Here is a 22,280-nt window from a genome sequence, read left to right as displayed (position 1 = left end):
AATTTTTCAAGCCGTCTTAATTGATCGTAGCGCAGTCCAAGTCGAGACTTAGTTTATAAATGTCAGTTTCCAAAATATCGGTATCTTTATCTTCACACAATAGGAATTCAATTTTTTCTTTAGAATGGGTATATACTGTTAGGCCTTCAAATTTATGACTATCACTGATTTTTTTTGTAAACTTAATTCTCATAGTTTTCAAATCAATGCTTCCAATTAGGCTTCCTAATACTTCGCCGTCATGATAAGTAGAGATAGTATCTTCGGCTGTGGCCAAAAAATAAATGGTGTTTTCTACTAGAATTCCATCAGTGAAACTGGTTTGAACTCCGTTTATAGTGGGTAGTTGATAGGCGTAAGATAGAACAGTAAGTTGGGTTGTTAGTAGTTCTCCGTGTAGTGCGAAAAGGATATTCTTATTGGAACTTCCATTGCCACGGTTGAATAAATACCAACTCTTTCCATTATAAATTGCACCTTCGATATTAAAATCTTCGGCTTTTATTTCTGCAGAATTTTGCAGGATTGTATACAAATCTGCGATGTCATTTGTAGCTACTATTTTTTTATCGGCAACATTGATTTGCACCATTTTGTTTCTTTTTTCGGTAGAACCCGAACCCAAAACATAAATGCTGTGGCCACAAGTCGTTATGGCTTCAAAATCTGGTTTTTCCTTTTTAAGAATATTTTCGGATGGATTTTCCAGTAATGGATGGCGCTTTAAATTTTGAGAATCCATGAAATATTCATAGACATAGCTGCTGTTATCACCAATAATCAGTAGCACATTGTCTTTGTAAATCAGTCCCGATGCAGCCCCAATTCCGCTGATTCGAAACAGTTGTTCCAATGTAAATTTTTCCATTTGTACGTGTTATATAAAAGAGTCCCTAATCCTAATCTTTTCTCTTTTTTATTTTAAAAAAGGAAAGATACAAGAGTACAGCTGGAATAGGCTTATTATAATTTACTATATTTGAGGAGTAAAGATAAATTATTTCTTATGAAGTCTATAAATCCCAACGATTTTAAAGCCGTGAGTCCCATTGAATTGTCAACATTACCAACCAATTTAGATAGTGGAGCAAGTGATGATAAAAAAGAAGACAAGTTAGAAAGCGTAAGTAATAAATTGAGCGAATTACAGGACGTAATGTATGCGCACAATCGGTACGGTGTTTTGATTTGTTTGCAAGGAATGGATACTTCAGGAAAGGACAGTTTGATACGCGAAGTTTTTAAAGGATTCAATTCCCGTGGAGTAGTAGTGCACAGTTTTAAAACGCCTCATTCTGCAGAACTGGAACATGATTACTTATGGCGCCATTATTTGGCTTTGCCCGAAAAAGGAAAATTTACTATTTTTAACAGGACCCATTATGAGAATGTTTTAGTTACGAGGGTACATCCTGAATATATCCTGAATGAAAATTTGCCTGGGATAGAAACGGTAGCGGATATTACACCTCAGTTCTGGAACGACCGCATGGAACAAATTAGGAATTTTGAGAAGCACATTACCCAAAACGGAGTTATCGTGTTGAAGTTCTTTCTGCATTTGAGCAAGGAAGAGCAAAGACAACGATTGTTGCGGCGGTTAGAAGAGGGAAAACACAATTGGAAATTCTCCACAGGAGATTTAAAAGAACGAGAACATTGGGATGAATACATGCATTATTACGAAGAGGCAATAAATAACACCTCTACAGAAAAAGCACCTTGGTATGTCGTTCCCGCTGATGATAAGGAAATGGCGCGTTATATTGTAGGTAAAATTATTTGGGAAGAAATGCAGCAATACACGGATATCCAAGAGCCAAAAATGGATGAAAAAGTCAAAGCGAATATTGAAATGTATAAGGAAATATTGAAGAAAGAGGTTTGATTTAATTAATTTCTGGACGAAAGTTACTTGAAGTTTATGATTTTATTATGATACGGTTAGGATGTAAATTTATTGTTTTTAATGCTTTAAAAAACAGGCAACTCTTAGCTTTTTGTTAATGTTCAATTCATTCAGAGTTTAAATTCACGGCATTACTTTGCTTAAAATTTAAACAAACAACCAAAATGAAAAGAACTATTTTACCAATGTTATTTTTAGCATCATTATTCTCCTGTGAGAATGATTCTAAATCTTCTAGTCAAACAACGAGTGTTGTTTTAGCAAATCAATCCGTAACTCCGGTGTTGTTGAAAAAGCAACCGGGTTTTGAAAACGTAGAACTTTTTTCACTAATCACTTCAGATGATGTTTTGGTAGGAAGTCCAAATTTTGTTTTTGGAGGTTCTGCGGATGGATCAGGATTACTTAAAAATGCGGATGGGACTTTTACTTTTTTGGTAAATCACGAGGACAATTTTGCGGTATCAAGAGTCACTTTGGACCAAACATTCAAACCAACAAAAGGAGAATATTTATTGAATTCTAATGGAGGTACTTGGAGATTATGTGGCGCTACGATGGCAACTGTAGCTGAACATGGTTTTGGTCCCTTATTTTTGACTTGTGGAGAATCTGGTGAGGAATCTCGTACGCATGGTATAAATCCGTTTGCAGATGTTGCATCAGCATCAGTTTCTAAGGAGTTACCTGCTTTAGGGAGAATTAGTGCTGAAAATGCATTGCCATTAAAAGCGTCAGCCTTTGCAGGTAAAACTGTGATTGTAATTGGGGATGATGATTCAGGAACCTATGGAGGTCAACTATTTATGTATGTTTCAAATACTGTTGGAGATTTAACAAATGGCGCTCTGTACATGATGAAAAGAACAAACGACAATCAGAGAGAAAAAGATATGGTTGTGAATCAATCCTATGGTGTTTCTTTTGTAAAAATTGAAAACCACACCACAATGACTGGAGCTGCTATCAATGCCGCTGTAAATACATTGAAAGGAATCAAATTTGGCAGAGTAGAGGACTTGGATTATAAAAAAGGTTCGGATGCAGGAGCAAGAGAAATTTACTTTAATGTTACAGGACAAAACACTACTGGAAATAATGCAGATGCTTCCAGAACAAAATATGGTAGAGTATACAAACTGAATTTAGAGGCAAACAATCCTTTGGCTGGAACCCTTCAAGTACTTCTTGATGGCGATGATCGCACCGGAATTGCAGGAAAATTTCAAAATCCAGATAATATCTGCGTGACAAAAAATTACGTTTATGTTCAGGAAGATGCCAATGGATATGGTGATGAAACGCACGACGCCTACATTTATCAGTACAATATGGCGACGAAACAATTGAAAGTAGTGGTAGAGTTAGACCACCGTCGTACCGCTATTGATGCGGCTAAGTATAATGTTGGAGGAATAAGTAAATTTGGAGATTGGGAATACGGAGCCATGATTGATGTGTCCGAACAAGTAGGAATTGATGATACTTTTTTACTGAGCGTTCAACCTCACACTTGGAGAGGGACAAAGTATAAAGGAGTGGATGGAGGAACAAATCGTCCAAATGAAGATCAGGCAAGTCAAATCGTTTTGATCAAAGGATTAGCTCGATAAATACCAATCAAATAATTGCAAGTAGCCACGGTTTCAATTTTTAGGAACCGTGGTTTTTGCTATTTATAATTTTTAAATTACTCCCCCTTTATCATGAAAAACAGTTGTATTTTATTGGTTCTTATCGTATTGGTCTCTTGCCAAAAAGCTATTCCGAAGCATGAAGCGATAAATAAGGTATATAAAGCCGATATTCTAAAAGTTATAGAAGAGGTTTCTAAACTGGAACATTTATTAAAGTCGAATGCTGCAACAGCGGTACTCCAACAACAATTTTTGCAAGCACACTCCAGTTACAAGCAAGTGGAGACTATTAGTGAATATTATTTTCCTGCGGTTGCCAAAGCTATAAATGGGCCAGCCTTAGCAGAATTTGAAGAAAACGATAAAAAGACGTTGCCTCCTGAAGGATTTCAAGTGATTGAAGAATTTATTTTCCCCGAATATAATGCAAAGTTAAAAGCTACATTGCTAACGGAAATGGGTATTCTATCAGCAAACTTAAAGCGCTTGGTCAAAGTGTCAAAAACAAATGAATTCACAGATGCGCATGTTTTTGATGCGATGCGTTTGGAAGTTTTTAGAATTATAACGCTGGGAATAACTGGATTTGATTCCCCAATTGCGCAACAATCAATTCCGGAAGCACAAGCAGCGCTAGAAAGTATTGAAAAATATTATAAAATTTATGCAGCTAATTCAGAGGATGCATCTTTGCAGCAGGTTTTAACTACACTAGAAGATGGAAAGCAGTATTTAAAAAACAATTCCTCGTTTAATGCCTTTGACCGTGCTTTTTTTATTCGCAAAATTGCTAATCCGCTAAGCATCGGTTTACATAAAACACAAGTCCTCTTAAAAATTCCTTTCTTGAAAGAGACAAGAGGACTAAAAACAACCGCAAAAACACTTTTTGATTCGAATGCTTTTGACGTGGAGGCTTTCTCTGCATTTCCAGATTATGAAACAACGCCAGATAAAATAGCATTAGGGAAATTATTGTTTAATGATCCTGTTTTATCAGGAGATAATTCTCGTGCATGTGCCTCGTGTCATCATTCAGAAAAAGCATTTACGGATGGTTTGGAAAAAGCCATGGCATTAGATGGTAAATCTTTAGTAAAAAGAAATACACCCACACTGGCTCATATTGCATTTCAGCGCGTATTTTTCTATGATTCCAGAGTCAATTATCTGGAAGATCAAGCTGTAGCGGTTATCAAAAATGAAAATGAAATGCACGGCTCTTTAGTACAATCGGTTTTAGCTTTAAAAAATAATGTGAGTTATGTTGCGAAGTTTCAAACGGCATTCCCTAATAAAGAAATAGATGAATTTGGGATCAAGAACGCATTGGCGTCTTACATCAGATCACTGAGTACATATGATGCCAAGTTTGATGCCTATATGCGTGGTGATGAAAAGTTTGATTGGAATGAAGTTGCGGGTTTTAATTTATTTGCTGGAAAGGCAAAATGCGCTACATGCCATTTTATTCCATTGACAAACGGGACTGTACCACCGAGTTTTATGAAGTCAGAAAGCGAAGTTTTGGGAGTTCCAAACCAATACAAAAACGTAGATGCTGATTTAGGAAAATTTGATTTAACTAAAGCGGAGATTCATCGCAATTCTTTCAAAACACCAACGATTAGAAACGTGGAATTGACGGCGCCATACATGCATAATGGTGTTTTTAAAACACTAGAAGAAGTAATTGATTTTTATAATGATGGTGGTGGGAACGGGTTGGGTTTTAATTTACCCAATCAAACATTGCCCGAGGACAAACTCAATTTGACAGAACTAGAAAAAAAACAGCTCATAGCCTTTATGCGAACCTTGACAGATAAAAAGTATTCGTTGTAATAAACAAAAAATGCGCTGAATTTCAGCGCATTTTTTATATCTAATTCAAAATAGTATTACAGTTTGAAACCATAAGCTAAACGAACACCTACTTGTCCAACTCCTTTACCAAGAGAACCATTATTGTTTAGACGATCAAAATGACTGTAATGTGTATAGTTCAAAGAAATATCTATGTACTTGGTTGCGTAACCTATACTTGGGGATAACAATAAAGAAGTTTTCTCTCTAGTATTATCTACATTACTTACTGCAAATGCAGCACCAGCTTCTCCCATTAAGTAAAATTGATCATTCCATACAAAAGCTTTAAAACCTGCTTTTGCTGGGATAATCCCTAAATCTTTTCCTTCTGTTTGTCCAGGAAAAGCATCCGCTTTGCTTACAAATAAGTTCGTGTAACCTGTAGTCAAAGTCAAAGAGTATCTTTTTGATAAATCATATTGTCCTCTTACATCAGCTCCAAGCGCTAATTTGTATGGGTCATGTACTGAATATCCACCATTAACACCTACACCTAAACGGAATCCTTGATCGTAATTTGTTGCTTTATTTGTTGTTTCTTGAGCTTCTACATTGCTAGCAAACATCATTGAGATTGTAAGTGCTAGTGCAAATTTAATTTTTCCTGCGATTTTCATAATTATTTTTTTTATTTTGTTGTATTTTTCTGGTTTTAATTTTCCCAAAAATAACAGTGCAAATGTAATATTCTCCACAACGGAAAAGTTATATAATTTATCTGTTTTGTTATAGAATTACTTGTTTTTTTTAGGTAGCAGAATAAAATAACTGTGTTATATATTCAATTGTATAGATGCAATTGAAAGCTTCTAATTATATTTGCCAACTAAAAAGCAAAAAGTGAATTTTTCTATATACTTCAAAGAGTTTTCTTATAATATTAAATTAGCCTACCCTGTTATTTTAGGAATGTTAGGCCATACTTTAATAGGAATAGTTGATAATTTTATGGTAGGCAAATTGGGTTCTACCGAGCTGGCGGCTGTTTCGTTAGGTAACAGTTTCATTTTTATAGCTTTATCTTTAGGGATTGGATTTTCTACAGCAATCACGCCACTAGTTGCTGAAGCTGATGCGGAGAGAGATGATCAAAAAATTCGAACTACTTTTCATCATGGACTGCTTTTGTGCACCGTATTAGGCGTTGCATTATTTATTTTGACGGTGCTTTCCAAACAAATTATGTATTTAATGCAACAACCAAAAGAAGTGGCTGATTTAGCGGCGCCTTATATTGATTGGGTTGCCTTTTCTTTAATTCCTGTAATCATTTATCAAGGTTATAAGCAATTTGCGGATGGATTAGCGAAAACTAAATATTCTATGTATGCTATATTATTAGCGAATGTGGTGCATATCTTTTTTAATTATGTATTGATTTACGGAATTTGGATTTTTCCAAAATTAGGTATTTTAGGTGCGGCCTTGGGCACTGTGATTTCTAGAATAATGATGGTTGTTTTTATGCATTATCTAATGAAAAAAAATTCCGTCATGAAAAAATATTTTAAGAACTTTAGCTTTAAAGAAATTCGCAAATCAATTTTGAAGAAAATTATCGATCTTGGTTTGCCTTCGGCCATGCAAATGTTATTTGAAGTAACCTTGTTTACCGCCGCAATTTGGCTTTCTGGTTCTTTAGGTAAAAATAGCCAGGCTGCCAATCAGATTGCGCTTATTTTAGCATCGTCGACCTTTATGGTTGCAATGGGATTAAGCGTTACTGCAATGATTCGCGTCAGTCACACCAAAGGAATTAATGATTATAAAAAATTGATTGTTGTTGCTCGATCTATTTTCTTGTTAGCCATTATTCTGGAAACTTTATTTGCGATAATCTTTGTGGTTTTTCATCAATTTTTACCCCATCTATTTTTAAATATGAATGATCCGAGTGAGCTGCTAGATAATTCAGAAATTATTATTATCACTTCTAAGTTACTTTTGGTTGCTGCCATTTTTCAAATTTCCGATGGAATTCAAGTCGTTGTTTTGGGAGCTTTACGGGGGTTACAAGATGTAAAAATCCCCATGTACATTACCTTTGTCTCCTACTGGATTATCGGTTTTCCTATTTCATATTATTTAGGGAAGTACACGGAACTGAAAGCAGTTGGGATTTGGATAGGACTTTTGGCGGGATTGACTGCTGCCGCTTTATTTTTGTATATTCGCTTTGCGCGATTAACAAGAAGATTAGTCATTCAAAACGAAAAAGAATAAATATACTAAATTACTTAAATAATTAAATTCATGGAATTACCAAAATTTTTACTAGGCGACAACACTGATTTTCCAGAAGATATTTTTATCATACACCTCGATTATCCTCGTTTTATTATTAATCTAAAGGATGATGAGGTAGAGTTTATCGAAGAAGCCGAAGATCTTGATGAAGGCGAATTAAATGCTGAATTGGAAGGGCTTATTGTTCTTGCAAACGAATTCTACGACCGAGAAATGGAACGCTACGAGAAAGAGTAAACTTTGTGGAAAGCGACAATTGCAGTAGATCTTAGTTCCTGTTTTTTGTACATCTAACTAAATCATGTAGAAATGAAAAATATATTTATGTATGTCATGTTTGTTTTTGGTACGATGTTAATTATCACTGGAATTTTTAATTTTTTACCATTTGAAATTAAATCGAACACCAACTTTGGGAATGCGTATAATTTAGGGCATGGTGCAGGTTATAGTATTGGTAAGTTTATCAAAATTATTTTAGGACTTCTAATGTTAAAATATGGCTACGAAACCTCTTTAGAAGGAAAGATCAAAGCGTAAAAATATTAATCTTTTTTAAAATATTCTTCCAGCAAAAACTGAGCGGCTGCAAAGGGTGAAATTTCATCATTTTGTACCGCTTTTTTATTGGTTTCAAGCAGCTGCTGTATATTCGGTTGATTGTAGAAACTCAGTTTTAATTGCTCGTTTATCGTTTCTAACATCCAATATTGATTCTGTTCTTTTCGTTTTTCAAAGAAGTAATTATTCCCCTTTGTCAATTCAAGAAATTTTTCAATAGTTTCCCAAACCACAGGTATTCCTTCGTGTGTGACAGAACTGCAAGTTGCCGTCGTGGGCGTCCAACCGGATTTTTTAGCTGGAAAAAGATGCAACGCTCTGTTGAATTCCATTTTAGCAAATTGCGCTTTTTTAATGTTATCGCCATCCGCTTTGTTGATTACAATTGCATCCGCCATTTCCATAATACCGCGTTTAATGCCTTGTAATTCGTCCCCAGCACCGGATATTTTCAATAGCAAAAAGAAATCTACCATGCTGTGAACGGCAGTTTCACTTTGACCCACCCCCACGGTTTCAATGATAATGGTGTCAAAGCCACAAGCCTCACAAAGGGTAATGCTTTCGCGGGTTTTTCGTGCCACACCGCCTAACGTGTCTCCTGAAGCAGATGGTCGAATATAAGCATTTCTATCTTTTACTAATTCTTCCATTCGGGTTTTATCGCCCAGAATACTCCCGTGGCTTATCGTACTGCTGGGATCAACGGCAAGAACTGCTACTTTTTTCCCTAACCCTGTCAAGAATTTCCCAAAAGCTTCGATAAACGTGCTTTTTCCTACGCCCGGAACACCAGTAATTCCTATTCGTACGGATTGGCTCGCATGAGGCAAGCACGCATTAATTACTTCAGTGGCTTTCGCCAAATGAGTGCCATTTGTACTTTCTACCAATGTAATCGCGCGACTTAAAGCCGTTATGTTTCCTGCTAAAATACCTTCAACTAATGCTGCCGCTGAGGGTTGTATTTTTCTAAAGTGCTGGATGTTCCCAACGGCGGTTGCGCTAATCATTTCTGGCCTAGGAATTCCTGCTTTCTCGTGTAAGGCGCTAGGGTTGGGTTTTCTGTTTGACAAAACGTGTGGTTTGAAAAGTAAAAGTAGTGAAAACAAAAATAGTTTCAAAAAGGATTTCTCTAAGAAACCGTTATTTTGGTTCGAAAAATTAAAAAAAATATAGCGTTTATGCTGTTTATTCCTGTTTCTGAAACTATTTTTCACCATGAATCGAGCGTATGTGGCATTAATTAATTCAAATTATTTTATTTTAAGCGCGATTTTATTTGTTTCTCTGTAATAAAACATGTTAAGTAGGTTTTTTACTTTATCAGTAAAAAAAAAGCACCTAGTATTATAGTAGTTAAAACCCGTTGGGTGTAATTAGTTTTTGATGGTAATTTTTCGTCAGTTCGAGTATTTTTCGGTAGAAAAATGTATCGAGAACAAGAAAAATTTCATTAAAAACGGTTCTCGATACACGTCGCTTCTAGTAGCGGAGCGTATCGAGAAGTTTTATTCCGTTTTACTTCACAAAAAAAACTCGAACAGACGTTTTGAATAATTGCATCCAACAGGTTAGATAAAATGTATTTCTATCTTTTGGTTAGAATTATAATTTATAAAATTTCTTTATTCCGCAACTGAATTTAAATAGTATTTTTACAATCAATTCTTCGCCATGAACAACTTTATTCTAATCTTCGTTTTTTTGTTTTTAGGTATTATTTTCCAAAATATAAAAGGATTTCCCATCTCTATCTACAAGTTGTTAAACAAGATTGTTATTTACGTGTGTCTTCCCGCTTTAGCCTTATATTATATTCCAAAAATTGAGTGGAGTAACGAATTGTTATTTCCTATTGGAGTTGCCTGGATTACTTTTGCTGGTGCCTACTTCTTGTTTGGTTTTTTGGGAAAAAAATTCGGTTGGTCCAGAAAACTTATCGGCTGTTTAATAATTACCGCTGGTTTGGGAAATACTTCCTTTTTAGGCTTTCCCATAATCGAGGCTTTATATGGTGAAGAAGGCTTAAAAACAGCTATTTTAGTTGATCAACCGGGTTCGTTTGTCGTGCTTTCCACTTTAGGAATTCTAATAGCCACTTTGTATTCTACAGGAACGCCAAACGGATTTCATATTGCCAAAAAAATCATGTTCTTTCCGCCTTTTATAACCTTTCTTGGCGCCTGTTTAATGAATTATCTGAATTTTGATTTTCACGAATACGTTCAAATTGTATTGCAGAAAACGGGAAGTGTTATGACTCCTCTGGCGATGCTCTCTGTCGGTTTACAATTGAAGTTTGATAGAAGAAGCCAACATTGGAAGTTTTTAGGATTAGGACTTTTATATAAATTAATGTTGACTCCTGCACTGCTTTATTTATTGTATGTCGTAATTTTGCAACAACATTCAAAGATGATTGAGGTTGCCATTATGGAGTCAGCTATGGCTCCCATGATTACTGCAAGTATCTTAGCGACTTCCCACGGTTTAAAACCCCGGTTAAGCAGCATGATGATTGGTTTTGGAATTCCACTATCTTTTATAACCTTGGTGTTTTGGTATTTTGTGCTCCAAATTTAAAACAAATGTAAGCCATTAATAATTAATAGTTTTAGAAAAAAAATGAATGTATCTTCTGATAACGCTTCACCAATTGAAAGAGCGCCTGTTGCTCAGCAAACCGTTTATTCCATATTATTTTCGATAGCATTTGCCCATTTACTCAATGATTTATTGCAAGCCGTTATTCCTGCGGCTTATCCTATTTTAAAAGAAAACTTCCAGTTAACGTTTACCCAAATTGGATTAATTACGTTGGCCTACCAATTAGCCGCTTCCATACTGCAGCCAGTAGTTGGGTTGTACACGGATAAAAAACCAAAGCCCTTTTCTCAAATTTTCGGAATGCTTTTTACGTTATCTGGAATTGTATTCTTATCGTATGCTTCTAGTTTTTCAATGATTATCATTTCGGTAATATTGGTTGGAATTGGTTCTTCAATTTTTCATCCTGAAGCCTCCCGAATCTCCTTTTTGGCATCTGGCGGTAAACGTGGCTTAGCACAATCTATTTTTCAATTAGGGGGCAATGCCGGGACCGCAATAGGGCCTTTATTGGTTGCCTTAATTGTTGTTCCTAACTCACAATATTACATTATTTGGTTCGTGGTTGTTGCGCTCATTGGCTTGCTTGTTTTGAGTAGAATTGCGCTTTGGTACCAAAACCATCTGAGTTTAAGAAGTACTAAAAAAGCAGTAATCGATTTGCCTAATTTATCCCAAAAAACCATAAAGATTTCGGTTGGAATTTTGATGGTGTTGATCTTTTCGAAATTCTTTTATATGGCTAGCATGTCTAGTTACTTTACTTTTTACCTGATAGAAAAATTTAATTTGTCTGTTCAGGAAGCCCAATTTCATTTGGTTTTATTTTTGGCATCTTGTGCCATTGGAACTTTAATTGGCGGGCCGTTAGGGGATAAATTTGGAAGGAAATACGTAATATGGTTTTCAGTGTTGGGAGCTGCTCCTTTTACTCTCCTGTTGCCGTATGTCGATTTGTTTTGGACAGGCGTTTTGTCGGTCATAATAGGAACGATTATTTCTTCTGCATTTCCGGCAATCTTGGTCTTTGCGCAAGAATTATTGCCTAAAAAATTAGGTATGGTCTCTGGCCTTTTCTATGGGTTCGCCTTTGGAATGGGAGGTTTGGGTTCTGCATTGTTAGGAAATCTTGCGGATCATACCAGCATAGCTTATGTTTACCACCTGTGCGCTTACTTGCCTTTGATAGGGGTTATCGCTTTCTTTTTGCCTAACCTAAAGAAAAAATAGCATCGAAATTTATTTTTTAGAATCTTTCTTGCGATAAACAATTTCTGTTTTTAAACATTCTTTCTTCATCTGAATGGTAAACAAAAGAGTGCCTTGATAATCAATGCTAAGATACTTATTATTCTTAGGGTCTAGTTTACGGACTATCTTGTACTGACTTTAGTGATATTTAAGTACAATTTTAAGATTAATTTTATCCTTTATTGCTTTTATTTCAATACCTTACAGTGTTAGTAATCAATAAAATAAACAAGTATGGCAACAGTACGATTAGGCGATATTGCTCCCGATTTTGAAGCAGAAACGTCACTAGGAAAAATAAAATTTCATGAATGGCTTGGAGACTCGTGGGGCGTTTTGTTCTCACATCCAGCTGATTTTACTCCAGTTTGTACCACTGAATTGGGAACCGTAGCCAATTATTACCCTCAATTTGAAAAGAGGGATGTAAAAGTTATTGCCTTGAGCGTGGACGGAGTTGATTCGCACAAGGAATGGATTAAAGATATTAATGAAACGCAAAACACTACCGTCAACTTTCCTATTATCGCCGATGAAGACAAACGAATTGCAGCATTATATGATATGATTCATCCTAATGCAAGTGAAAGTTTTACCGTGCGTTCCGTTTTTATAATTGGACCTGACAAAAAAGTAAAATTGACCTTAACCTATCCAGCATCTACTGGTAGAAATTTTGATGAAATTCTGCGTGTAATCGATAGCCTGCAGTTAACGGCTAAATATAGCGTAGCGACACCAGCCAACTGGAAAGATGGGGATAATGTAGTGATTTCTACTGCTATCAAAGATGAAGATATTGCAGCTAAGTTTCCAAAAGGCTACGACAGCGTTAAGCCGTATTTAAGAATGACGCCACAGCCTAATAAATAGTAATTTACCGCGCTATTTTAGATTGAAAAGCAGCATAAAAACGATTTTATGTTGCTTTTTTTGTGCACAAAGACTTTGATATAAAGAAGTGAAAGAATATCGTTTAATTCATATGTCACGATAAACGGGTAGCTTTAATACACAGTAGTTAAATTTGATCAGATTGAAATTTGTAGTACAAGTTGGAATTTCTCAAAAATTTGCTCTTTAACTTTTGTCTCAAAGTTTGAATTACAAACAGAGTCAGCGGTAAAAAAGGGCCATATGTTACTTTTTAGCTGTAATGAATAGGCCAGAAATAATGATTCCCATACTTATGATTTGGATCAGTCCAATAGCTTGATTTAGAAAAAAATAAGCAAGAATGCCACTAAATATTGGAATCAAATAATAAATTAAAGCTGTTTTCGAAGATCCTATTAATCGGATTGCCTCGTTCCATAAATAAAAAGAAATTAGCGAAGCAAAAATACCAACGTATAAAGTAATCAGTATCGTTTTAGAATCAAAAATCACTTTTTTGTAGTAAACATTTTCCCAAATATAAAAAGGTAAAAGTAATGCTGTACCGATACTGAAAATACTAAACAAAAACACTTTTGGAACTAATTGCTCGGGTTTTTTTCGAACTAAAATAGTATAACATGCAAAAAAGAAACAGGCGAGAAGCATCAATACGTCTCCAATTGTAAAGTCGATGGTAAGCAATGCTTGTAGTGAACCATTAGTAATAAGCACCAGAACTCCAATAATTAGCAGTAGTATGCCAACTATTTTTGAATTTGACACTTTCTCTTTGTAGATGATTCTGGAGAGGATAATGATAAATAGCGGAATTGAAATCGCAATTAATGATAAATTGACTGCACTTGTTGTTTTTCCTGCAAAGTATATCAATGTGTTAAAAATAGAAACACCCAAAACGGCGGTAAGCGTAAGATACCAAAAGTGCTTTTTTATTATTGGGAAACTTTCAAAAGTCCTGTTAGCAGCAAAAGGAGCTAAAACAATACAGGCAATGGTCCAGCGCCAAAAAGCCAATCCTACTGGGGGAATGTGTTCTTTTACACCACTAGCAATGACCATATTTACGGACCATAGGAGTGTAGCGAATAAGGCAAATAAAACTCCTTTGGTCTGATTATTCATTAAATAAGATTGTTTATTTTGGCATGTTGTAATAACATAATTGTTTTGGCATCTTGAATTTGACCTGATGCTATCATAGCGTATGCTTCTTCATAGGACATTTCGAGTACATCAATATTTTCCTGTTCGTGTGCTACTCCACCACCTTCACTGACTTTCATAGAGTCGTCGTAGGCTCCAACAAACAAGTATAAAATTTCAGTTACCGCACCAGGAGACATATAGGTTTCCATGATTTTAGTGACTGCTGTAAGTCGGTATCCTGTTTCTTCTTCTGTTTCGCGAATGATGCATTGCTCTGGATTGTCTTCATCTAAAAGTCCGGCGCAAACCTCAATCATCATACCAGAGTCATTACCATTCAGGTAGGTTGGCAATCTAAATTGTCTTGTTAAAATAACCGTTTTTTGTTGTTTATTATACAATAAAATTGCCGCGCCGTTCCCACGGTCATAAACTTCTCTTTTTTGGGTGATCCAAGAATTGTCTTTTTTTTGATAGTCAAAAGTGACTTTGTTCAGAACGTACCAGTTGTCTGAGAGCAATTCGGTTTTTTGTATTTTAATAGCGGGGTTTTTCATTTCAAAAATAGTTTTTATTACAGATTAAGAGGATTAGAAAGAATTTTTAATAAATGTGTACTTGAGTTATCTGCTGTAAAAATCTTTTCAAGTCGTTTTTTTTATGTAAGTAATAGCGTGTGTATTATTTAAAAAAAAACGCTCTGAATTTTCAGAGCGTTTGGTAATCTTATTTTAGAATAGTTTGCTTTCTGTCTGGTCCAACAGAAACTATTTTGATAGGCACTTCAACTTCTTTTTCAATGAATTCGATATATTCTTTCAACTCTATTGGTAATTCTTCATAGGTGGTCATTCCGGTTAAATCGGCATGCCAACCTTTGAATTCTTTATAGACAGGAGTTACATTTTCTGGTTCGATGTTGTAAGGAAAATGAGAAATCTTCTCTCCTTTATAATTGTATTCGGTACATACTTTTAAAGTTTCAAATCCGGAAAGCACATCTCCTTTCATCATCATTAATTGCGTAACACCATTAACTTGAATAGCATATTTAAGTGCTACTAAGTCTAACCATCCACAACGTCTTTGTCTTCCCGTTACAGATCCAAATTCATTTCCAACACTTGCCATAGTAGCTCCGTCTTCATCAAAAAGTTCCGTTGGGAACGGGCCACTACCTACGCGAGTTACATACGCTTTAAAAATCCCATAGACTTCTTTGATTTTATTTGGAGCAATTCCTAAACCAGTACAAGCACCAGCAGCAGTAGTATTAGAGGATGTTACAAAAGGATAAGTCCCAAAATCAACGTCCAATAATGAACCTTGAGCACCTTCACATAATATTGATTTACCTGCCTTTTGAGCTTGGTGTAAATACTCTTCGCTATCAATAAAATCTAATTGTTTTAAATCTTCGATTGCTTCAAAAAATTCTTTTTCTAATTCGGGTAAATTGTACTGAATATCAACATTGTAAAACGCAATCATAGCTTCATGCTTATCCGCCAAAGCTCTGTAACGATCTGCAAAATCCTCAAGTTCGATATCTCCAACACGGATACCGTTTCTTCCAGTTTTGTCCATATAAGTGGGACCAATTCCTTTTAGAGTAGAACCTATTTTCGCTTTTCCTTTTGATGCTTCAGAGGCTGCGTCCAGTAAACGATGGGTTGGTAATATTAAATGAGCTTTTCTAGAAATAATTAGCTTTGCCTTTAAGTCCAAGTTAAATTTGGCTAAGCCATCAATTTCACTTTTAAAAACTACAGGGTCAATCACAACACCATTACCAATGATATTCATGTTATTTCCGTGAAAAATTCCAGAAGGAATGGTTCTAAGTACGTGTTTTATTCCGTCAAATTCTAAAGTATGTCCTGCGTTTGGTCCTCCTTGAAAACGAGCAATAATATCGTATTTAGAGGTAAGAACGTCAACAATTTTTCCTTTTCCTTCATCTCCCCATTGTAATCCTAGTAATAAATCTACGGTCATTCTGTACGTTATTTGTAGTTAATTTTTATGTTTTTAAACGATCTTATTCCAAGTTGTCTTTTTGTTTCTTCACTGCGTAGAGATATAACGAATGATTGGTAATTTCGATATCAAAAATTTCTTCGATTGTTTTTTTGATACTTTGAATTCTCGGATCACAAAACTCAATTACCTCACCTGTATCAGTCATTATAATATGGTCGTGCTGCTTGTCAAAATACGATTTTTCATAATGTGCTTGATTTTGTCCAAATTGGTGTTTGCGAACTAAAGCACAATCTAACAGTAACTCGATTGTATTGTAAAGCGTTGCCCTACTCACACGATAGTTTTTATTTTTCATTTTGATATATAAATTTTCTACATCAAAATGCTCTTCGCTATCGTAAATTTCCTGAAGGATAGCATAACGTTCAGGGGTTTTGCGATGTCCTTTTTTTTCAAGATACATTGTAAAAACATTTTTTACAATTTCTTGGTTTTTGGTGTTATCTGTGGAAATGAGTGTCATATACTGGCAAAGATAATTTTTTTAGTTTAAAGTTTAAAGTTTCCGGTTTGTTAAGTTTCAAGTTTGTTCCAATGCTAGTGCAAAATGCCTATGAAAAAGGGAGCAAAAATCACAATTGTGCTACGTTTTATACTCCCGAGTTACCTTATCAATTCCGTCAATCTTTTTGATATTGTTAATCATTTTTTTCAAAATGGTATTGTTTTGAACAATTACCGCAACTTGGCCATGAAAAATTCCAGCGTCAGTGCTCAAAGCTATACTTTGAATATTAACATGCATATTGTTCGAAATCACTTTTGTTAATTGATTTGTAAGTCCTAAAACATCCATTCCTGTTATGTTTATAATGGCTTTGAACTCTTCCTGTGAAGAATCAATCCACTTGGCCGACATAATTCGATAGGCATAATTGGATTGCATTCCTATAGCATTAGGGCAATCTTTTTTGTGCACTTTTATCCCTTCATTGATTGTTACAAACCCAAATACGTCATCACCAGGAATAGGATTGCAGCAAGGAGATAATTTATAATCTAGTTTGTCATGTTCTTTCCCAAAAACCAGCATGTCATAATTACTGTTAACTATTGGTTTGTGAATGTCCTCGTCAGCAGTAGTACTGGAAGAACGCTTCATTTTATTTTTGAAAAAATTAATGAATGTATTGCTTTTTTGCGCGGCGTAATCTTTAAGTTGCTGGTTCTCGATAGCTCCAATTCCTACTCTATAAAATAAATCTAAACTCGTTTTTAGTTTAAAAAAGTTGACTAACTCATTAATAACCTGCTCACTCATGGTTATTTTTAGATGCTTTAATTTTCGAGTAAGTAGTTCTTTGCCTTCTTCACCAATTTTCTTGGTATTTTCGTTTAAAACATTTTTTATTTTCGTTTTTGCCCGAGAGGTGGTAACATAATCAAGCCAGTTAATTGTAGGCTTTTGATGCTGTGATGTTATGACTTCTATTTGATCTCCACTTTTTAATTCGAAATTTAAAGGAACAAGTTTTCCATTGACACGCGTTCCTCTGGTTCTAATACCAATTTCAGAGTGAATACTGAAAGCAAAATCAAGGGATGTAGCGCCTTTTGGCAATGATTTTATTTCTCCTTTTGGGGTAAACACAAAGATTTCTTTTGAATATAAATTCATTTTGAAATCTTCCACAAAGTCTACGGCATTGGTCTCTGAATTTTCTAAAGCTTCCTTGAGTAAATTAAGCCAGACATCTAAACCGCTTTCTTCTGTTGCACCGCTTTTATATTTGTAGTGCGCTGCATATCCCTTTTCAGCAATTTCATCCATTCGTTCGCTCCGAACCTGTACTTCCACCCAACGGCCCTTAGGCCCCATAACGGTAATATGCAAGGCTTCATAACCCGTTGATTTTGGTGATGAAATCCAGTCACGTAAACGGCTTGGACTCGGTCTGTAATGATCGGTTACTATCGAATATATTTTCCAAGCAATAAATTTCTCTTCATGCGGATTTGATTTATAAACAATGCGCAATGCAAATTTGTCATATACTTCATCGAAACTCACGTTTTGCGCTAACATTTTTCTGCGAATAGAATAGATCGATTTTGGTCGACCTTTTATGAAATAATCAATTTCCTCTGCATCTAATGATTTTTTGAGAATATCAGAAATGTCTTTTATGTAAGCATCTTGTTCTTCTTTAGTTTCTCTTATTTTGCTGACAATTTCGTTGTAAATTGCAGGTTCCGTATATTTTAATCCTAAATCTTCCAGCTTGGTTTTTATATTATACAGCCCCAAGCGATGTGCTAGTGGTGCGTATATGTACAAAGTTTCGGATGCAATTTTTGTTTGTTTGTCCTCTTGCATCGAATCCATAGTTTGCATGTTGTGCAAACGATCTGCAAGTTTGATAAGAATAACACGAACATCATCGTTCAGGGTTAATATCATTTTACGGAAATTTTCTGCTTGCATGGAAACATTTAAATCTCTTTGTACCAATGATATTTTGGTCAGTCCTTCTACGATTTGAGCTACTTTTGGATTAAACAAGCGTTCAATATCCTGCACAGTAGTTGGTGTATCCTCGACAACATCGTGCAACAAGGCTGCCGCTATAGAGGTAGCTCCCAAGCCTATTTCCGAAGCAACAATTTTTGCTACAGCAATAGGGTGGAAGATGTAGGCCTCGCCTGATTTTCTCCGTTGTTCTTTATGGGCTTCTACGGACACATCAAATGCTTTTCGAATCAGTTTCTTGTCTTCGGGAGTTAAGGTTTGATAACTGATCCGCAGTAATTCTTTGTATTCTTGAGCAATTGCTTTGTTTTCTTTTTCTAAATCTATTTCTGTCATAACGGCGCGGTTCATTTCCTAAAAATAACAATAAGCTCGGAGATATGCAAATGTATCTTTGAACTTAAGGTTTGAGAAATTGAGCTTTTTATTTAATTTTTTCTTTTAAAATCTAAATCTTGAAAATCATAGCTAAAATCAGTTAATTCAGAAATGGGTTTCATCGTTATTTCAACTGCTTTGCCCGAAGCATCGCATTTAAAAAATAAATGCGCATCCGCATGGAAATAAGTATTATCCCATTTTACTACATAATTCGCATCCTTGTAGAAAAAAACCTCGCCTGTAAGCTGTGGAGAGCGTTTTGAAGTAAAATATAATTTTCCTTTTCTCTCTGAAAGTACCACCTCACCAAACCAATTGTCCTGGTAGGTTCCTGTGAAACTTTTAAAATCAATTTTGATATTGTCTTTTTTATTTTTAGCTACAGTTGCCCAAACTTCCTCCGTTACTTTGTCTGCTGAGGCTTCATTTTGTTTTAGACTCGCACTGTAATTAGCCACATAATCCTCTGATTGAATGCCTAAATAACTGTCTTTTATAGTATTTGTAATGGCTTTAAAAGCAGCACCAGATTGTTGATTGGTCAGGACAATAATTCCTAAATTCAGCTCTGGCAAGAGCGTTACTTGAGTTACAATGCCTTCCAATCCACCGGTGTGGGTTACTTGTTTGTATCCTTTTACATCACTTAGGAACCAGCCCAAGCCATAGCCGCTAAAATGCGTATTGTAAGGAGGTCTTGTCACTGCAGGAATTATAGTTTGCAATTGCCACATTTCGTCATGCTCTTTTTTAGAGAATAATTGTTTATTATCCGCGCCATATTTTCCATTGTTCATTTGCATGATTGTCCATTTACTCAGATCATTCACACTGGAGTAAATTCCAGCTGCTGCATCAAAGAGTTGGTTTTTATAGCGTTTGATGACTTTAAGTTCCCCGTTAATGGGAACATGTGGTGCAATAACATTGGTGGTATCTTTCAATCGTACAAAGGAAGCAGCACTATTATTCATTTCCAAGGGTTTCAGCATACGTTCTTCTACAAAATCGCACCAGCTCCTGCCGCTTGCTACTTGTATTACTTCTCCAGCAATAATGTATAGTAAGTTGTCATAGTCGTATTGGGTTCTAAAGGCAGAAACGGGTTTTAAATACTGTATATTCTGAATAATATCAGTAGCTGTAAAATCACTTCCGTCGGGCCAAATCATCAAGTCTCCAGCACCAAGGCCTAATCCGCTGCGGTGGGTCAGTAAATCCCGAATCGTAAACTCATTCGTTACACAGTCGTTATACATTTTGAAATTAGGAAGGTATTTGATGACTTTGTCATCCCATTTTACCTTTCCTTCGTCTACCAAAATGGCCAGGGCTGCGCTGGTAAAGGCTTTACTATTGGATGCAATTCCAAAAAGGGTATTGGCGTCTACTTTTTCATTTGTCAAAATTGACTTGACCCCGTATCCTTTAGCGTGAATGATCTTACCATCTTGGACAATAGCGACAGCAATTCCAGGAACATTGAACGTTTTTAGCGTACGATTTACCAAATCATCAACTTTCGTCGAGCTAATTTGAGCGAAAGAAAGTGTCGTTGTAATTAATGTTAGCGCAAGGAAGAATTTATTTTTCATATTATCTCTTTGTTTAATAAAATGGGTAAGTCTTAACTATTTCTTATTTTTTAATGTGCAATCTAAAATCGTTAATCTGCAATCTAAAATCTAAAACCCTCTTTGTCTTTTGGCTTCAAAAATTAAGATGGCTGCTGCAACCGAAACATTCATCGAATCGATTTCACCTTGCATTGGAATAATAATATTTTGTGTCGCTTCTTTTCTCCATTCTTCCGTTAATCCAGTGGCTTCTGTGCCAACAACTAATGCGGTTGGGGTGGTGTAATCTTGCAAGTGATACGAAGTCGAATATTGTAAAGTGGCGCAATAAAAATTGATTTTTCGTTCTTTCAAAAAAGCAATAATTTCTGATGTTGTACCAGTAGCAATTTGGTTGGTAAACAAACAACCTACGCTGGAACGCACAATGTTAGGATTGTATAAATCACTTTTTGGATTGGCAATGATCACAGCGTCTAAATTAGCCGCATCGGCTGTACGAAGTAGTGCACCAATATTCCCTGGTTTTTCAGGCGCTTCAGCAACTAGAATCAAAGGATTTGCAGATAATTTCAAATCAGATAATTGCATTGATTTGGTTTTGGCAACAGCCAAAATACCTTCGGTAGTATCCCGATAGGCGAGTTTTTGATACACTTCCTTGTTGATTTCTATCAATTCTGCAGTCGTAGCTATTTGACGCGCTTCCGCCTCGGAACAAATTTCAGGTAAAAACAATAGTGTTTCCATTTCGTAACTCCCTTTAACGGCTATTGCAATTTCACGTTTTCCTTCCATTAAGAAAGTTCCGGATTGTTTGCGTGCTTTTGCTTTTTCCTGCAATTGCACTAAAGATTTTATAAATGGATTTTGTATGGAAGTGATTTGTTTCAAGACGTTCAACTATTTAATTAATAGCTACAAAGATACATAGAGATAATCCAGTTTTTATAATAGGGTTCGAATATTTGTTAGAAACCAAGAGAATGTCATATTGTGGGAGTTTCAAGGTTGTTTCACGAGGAATTTCTTTATTTTTGTCCGAATTCGAAAATCAAAATCCCAAATCAAATGTTTCACCTATTAGATATCATCGGTACGATGGCTTTTGCTATGTCTGGCGCATTGACGGCCATGAATAAAAAGCTGGATCCTTTTGGGGTGTTCATCATCGCATTTGTCACTGCTGTTGGTGGTGGAACGCTACGGGACATCATGATTGGCCGGACTCCTGTGGGCTGGATGCTGGATTTACAGTATGTCTATGTAATAGCAATTGGCTTTATCTTAGCTATTATTTTTAGAAAAAAATTTGACAGATTGCGCACTTCTTTGTTTTTATTTGACACCATTGGATTGGGTGTTTTTACATTGATAGGTCTTGAAAAAGGAATCAACATTGGTCTACATCCTATTATTTGTATCGCATTAGGCACCATGACGGCTTGTTTTGGTGGTGTGATTCGTGATATTTTGTGTACAGAAATTCCCGTTATATTTAGAAGAGAAATTTATGCTACAATATGTATTTTAGGTGGAATTGTTTTTTTTCTGCTTCGAAAACTGAATCTGGACAATGATGTTTTATATTTAACCACGTCACTAGTTATCATTTCGGTTCGTTTGATGGCCGTGAAATTCAAATGGTATTTGCCTACTTTAGAACATAAATAAAA

General features: G+C 35.6%; 20 protein-coding genes. 10 read left to right on the top strand and 10 right to left on the bottom strand.

What is annotated here, in order from left to right:
- Positions 1 to 16: 16 nt before the first annotated feature.
- Entirely contained in the window at positions 17 to 868 is an 852-nt protein-coding gene (locus BUA03_RS12395; RefSeq protein WP_066082622.1) for a DUF6929 family protein, read from the bottom strand.
- 138 nt (positions 869 to 1,006) lie between these two features.
- On the opposite strand from BUA03_RS12395, the gene BUA03_RS12390 reads away from it, so the two are divergent.
- From BUA03_RS12390 to BUA03_RS12380, 3 genes are all read left to right on the top strand, one after another.
- The gene (locus tag BUA03_RS12390) at positions 1,007 to 1,888 is read left to right on the top strand and encodes a PPK2 family polyphosphate kinase (protein ID WP_066082621.1); all 882 of its coding nucleotides are present in this window, start codon (positions 1,007 to 1,009) and stop codon (positions 1,886 to 1,888) included.
- A 185-nt stretch (positions 1,889 to 2,073) separates the two neighbouring features.
- On the top strand, positions 2,074 to 3,522 hold the full coding sequence (locus BUA03_RS12385; protein ID WP_066082620.1) for a PhoX family protein: 1,449 nt from the start codon (positions 2,074 to 2,076) through the stop codon (positions 3,520 to 3,522).
- Positions 3,523 to 3,615: 93 nt separating this feature from the next.
- On the top strand, positions 3,616 to 5,391 hold the full coding sequence (locus BUA03_RS12380) for a cytochrome-c peroxidase (RefSeq protein ID WP_066082619.1): 1,776 nt from the start codon (positions 3,616 to 3,618) through the stop codon (positions 5,389 to 5,391).
- 56 nt (positions 5,392 to 5,447) lie between these two features.
- Here the strand turns inward: BUA03_RS12380 and BUA03_RS12375 are convergent, their stop codons facing one another.
- Complete coding sequence (locus BUA03_RS12375) at positions 5,448 to 6,110, bottom strand: hypothetical protein (RefSeq protein ID WP_245792642.1); 663 nt, start codon at positions 6,108 to 6,110, stop codon at positions 5,448 to 5,450.
- Between the two features lie 145 nt (positions 6,111 to 6,255).
- Here BUA03_RS12375 and BUA03_RS12370 point away from each other — a divergent pair, with 145 nt between their 5' ends.
- The 3 genes from BUA03_RS12370 to BUA03_RS12360 all read left to right on the top strand — a co-directional run bounded on the left by BUA03_RS12370 (position 6,256) and on the right by BUA03_RS12360 (position 8,202).
- On the top strand, positions 6,256 to 7,638 hold the full coding sequence (locus BUA03_RS12370; RefSeq protein WP_066082658.1) for an MATE family efflux transporter: 1,383 nt from the start codon (positions 6,256 to 6,258) through the stop codon (positions 7,636 to 7,638).
- Positions 7,639 to 7,668: 30 nt separating this feature from the next.
- Positions 7,669 to 7,899 (top strand): hypothetical protein, encoded by a 231-nt coding sequence (locus tag BUA03_RS12365; protein WP_066082618.1) that lies wholly within the window; start codon positions 7,669 to 7,671, stop codon positions 7,897 to 7,899.
- Positions 7,900 to 7,971: 72 nt separating this feature from the next.
- Entirely contained in the window at positions 7,972 to 8,202 is a 231-nt protein-coding gene (locus BUA03_RS12360; protein ID WP_066082617.1) for a hypothetical protein, read from the top strand.
- Between the two features lie 5 nt (positions 8,203 to 8,207).
- Here the strand turns inward: BUA03_RS12360 and meaB are convergent, their stop codons facing one another.
- Complete coding sequence (meaB, locus tag BUA03_RS12355; protein ID WP_066082657.1) at positions 8,208 to 9,299, bottom strand: methylmalonyl Co-A mutase-associated GTPase MeaB; 1,092 nt, start codon at positions 9,297 to 9,299, stop codon at positions 8,208 to 8,210.
- A gap of 601 nt (positions 9,300 to 9,900) precedes the next feature.
- Between meaB and BUA03_RS12350 the strand changes: the two genes are divergently transcribed.
- The 3 genes from BUA03_RS12350 to BUA03_RS12340 all read left to right on the top strand — a co-directional run bounded on the left by BUA03_RS12350 (position 9,901) and on the right by BUA03_RS12340 (position 12,957).
- Positions 9,901 to 10,809: an AEC family transporter gene (locus BUA03_RS12350; protein WP_066082614.1), complete on the top strand. Its 909-nt coding sequence runs from the start codon at positions 9,901 to 9,903 to the stop codon at positions 10,807 to 10,809.
- Positions 10,810 to 10,851: 42 nt separating this feature from the next.
- Complete coding sequence (locus BUA03_RS12345) at positions 10,852 to 12,063, top strand: MFS transporter (protein WP_066082612.1); 1,212 nt, start codon at positions 10,852 to 10,854, stop codon at positions 12,061 to 12,063.
- A 255-nt stretch (positions 12,064 to 12,318) separates the two neighbouring features.
- Positions 12,319 to 12,957, top strand: coding sequence for a peroxiredoxin (locus BUA03_RS12340; RefSeq protein ID WP_066082609.1), 639 nt, complete (start codon positions 12,319 to 12,321; stop codon positions 12,955 to 12,957).
- A gap of 267 nt (positions 12,958 to 13,224) precedes the next feature.
- On the opposite strand, the gene BUA03_RS12335 is transcribed toward BUA03_RS12340, so the two are convergent.
- The 7 genes from BUA03_RS12335 to BUA03_RS12305 form a co-directional block, all read right to left on the bottom strand.
- Positions 13,225 to 14,106: a DMT family transporter gene (locus tag BUA03_RS12335; protein ID WP_066082607.1), complete on the bottom strand. Its 882-nt coding sequence runs from the start codon at positions 14,104 to 14,106 to the stop codon at positions 13,225 to 13,227.
- Entirely contained in the window at positions 14,106 to 14,687 is a 582-nt protein-coding gene (gene nudK / locus BUA03_RS12330; protein ID WP_066082605.1) for a GDP-mannose pyrophosphatase NudK, read from the bottom strand. The genes BUA03_RS12335 and nudK overlap by 1 nt, the downstream gene beginning before the upstream one ends.
- 169 nt (positions 14,688 to 14,856) lie before the next feature.
- The gene (locus BUA03_RS12325; protein ID WP_066082603.1) at positions 14,857 to 16,128 is read right to left on the bottom strand and encodes an adenylosuccinate synthase; all 1,272 of its coding nucleotides are present in this window, start codon (positions 16,126 to 16,128) and stop codon (positions 14,857 to 14,859) included.
- A gap of 43 nt (positions 16,129 to 16,171) precedes the next feature.
- Complete coding sequence (locus tag BUA03_RS12320) at positions 16,172 to 16,639, bottom strand: Fur family transcriptional regulator (RefSeq protein ID WP_066082602.1); 468 nt, start codon at positions 16,637 to 16,639, stop codon at positions 16,172 to 16,174.
- Between the two features lie 120 nt (positions 16,640 to 16,759).
- Complete coding sequence (locus BUA03_RS12315; protein ID WP_066082656.1) at positions 16,760 to 18,982, bottom strand: RelA/SpoT family protein; 2,223 nt, start codon at positions 18,980 to 18,982, stop codon at positions 16,760 to 16,762.
- A 92-nt stretch (positions 18,983 to 19,074) separates the two neighbouring features.
- Positions 19,075 to 20,622, bottom strand: coding sequence for a serine hydrolase (locus BUA03_RS12310; protein WP_066082600.1), 1,548 nt, complete (start codon positions 20,620 to 20,622; stop codon positions 19,075 to 19,077).
- 90 nt (positions 20,623 to 20,712) lie between these two features.
- Positions 20,713 to 21,498 carry a TrmH family RNA methyltransferase gene (locus BUA03_RS12305; RefSeq protein WP_066082655.1) on the bottom strand — a complete coding sequence of 262 codons (786 nt, stop codon included), beginning with the start codon at positions 21,496 to 21,498 and terminating at the stop codon, positions 20,713 to 20,715.
- A gap of 177 nt (positions 21,499 to 21,675) precedes the next feature.
- On the opposite strand from BUA03_RS12305, the gene BUA03_RS12300 reads away from it, so the two are divergent.
- Positions 21,676 to 22,278, top strand: coding sequence for a trimeric intracellular cation channel family protein (locus BUA03_RS12300; protein WP_066082598.1), 603 nt, complete (start codon positions 21,676 to 21,678; stop codon positions 22,276 to 22,278).
- Positions 22,279 to 22,280 lie beyond the last annotated feature (2 nt).

Origin of the sequence: Flavobacterium fryxellicola, from assembly GCF_900143245.1 — a bacterium.
Classification (GTDB): domain Bacteria; phylum Bacteroidota; class Bacteroidia; order Flavobacteriales; family Flavobacteriaceae; genus Flavobacterium; species Flavobacterium fryxellicola.
The sequence above is the reverse complement of the archived record's forward strand: the minus strand, read 5'-3'. Positions and strand labels throughout refer to the sequence as shown.

Coding starts and splice junctions, on each gene's coding strand:
- BUA03_RS12335 (WP_066082607.1), bottom strand. CDS start 14,106: ATGAATAATCAGACCAAAGGAGTTTTATTTGCCTTATTCGCTACACTC.
- BUA03_RS12390 (WP_066082621.1), top strand. CDS start 1,007: ATGAAGTCTATAAATCCCAACGATTTTAAAGCCGTGAGTCCCATTGAA.
- BUA03_RS12385 (WP_066082620.1), top strand. CDS start 2,074: ATGAAAAGAACTATTTTACCAATGTTATTTTTAGCATCATTATTCTCC.
- BUA03_RS12310 (WP_066082600.1), bottom strand. CDS start 20,622: ATGAAAAATAAATTCTTCCTTGCGCTAACATTAATTACAACGACACTT.
- BUA03_RS12300 (WP_066082598.1), top strand. CDS start 21,676: ATGTTTCACCTATTAGATATCATCGGTACGATGGCTTTTGCTATGTCT.
- BUA03_RS12320 (WP_066082602.1), bottom strand. CDS start 16,639: ATGACACTCATTTCCACAGATAACACCAAAAACCAAGAAATTGTAAAA.
- BUA03_RS12395 (WP_066082622.1), bottom strand. CDS start 868: ATGGAAAAATTTACATTGGAACAACTGTTTCGAATCAGCGGAATTGGG.
- BUA03_RS12315 (WP_066082656.1), bottom strand. CDS start 18,982: ATGACAGAAATAGATTTAGAAAAAGAAAACAAAGCAATTGCTCAAGAA.
- BUA03_RS12360 (WP_066082617.1), top strand. CDS start 7,972: ATGAAAAATATATTTATGTATGTCATGTTTGTTTTTGGTACGATGTTA.
- BUA03_RS12365 (WP_066082618.1), top strand. CDS start 7,669: ATGGAATTACCAAAATTTTTACTAGGCGACAACACTGATTTTCCAGAA.
- BUA03_RS12325 (WP_066082603.1), bottom strand. CDS start 16,128: ATGACCGTAGATTTATTACTAGGATTACAATGGGGAGATGAAGGAAAA.
- BUA03_RS12380 (WP_066082619.1), top strand. CDS start 3,616: ATGAAAAACAGTTGTATTTTATTGGTTCTTATCGTATTGGTCTCTTGC.
- BUA03_RS12340 (WP_066082609.1), top strand. CDS start 12,319: ATGGCAACAGTACGATTAGGCGATATTGCTCCCGATTTTGAAGCAGAA.
- BUA03_RS12345 (WP_066082612.1), top strand. CDS start 10,852: ATGAATGTATCTTCTGATAACGCTTCACCAATTGAAAGAGCGCCTGTT.
- nudK (WP_066082605.1), bottom strand. CDS start 14,687: ATGAAAAACCCCGCTATTAAAATACAAAAAACCGAATTGCTCTCAGAC.
- BUA03_RS12350 (WP_066082614.1), top strand. CDS start 9,901: ATGAACAACTTTATTCTAATCTTCGTTTTTTTGTTTTTAGGTATTATT.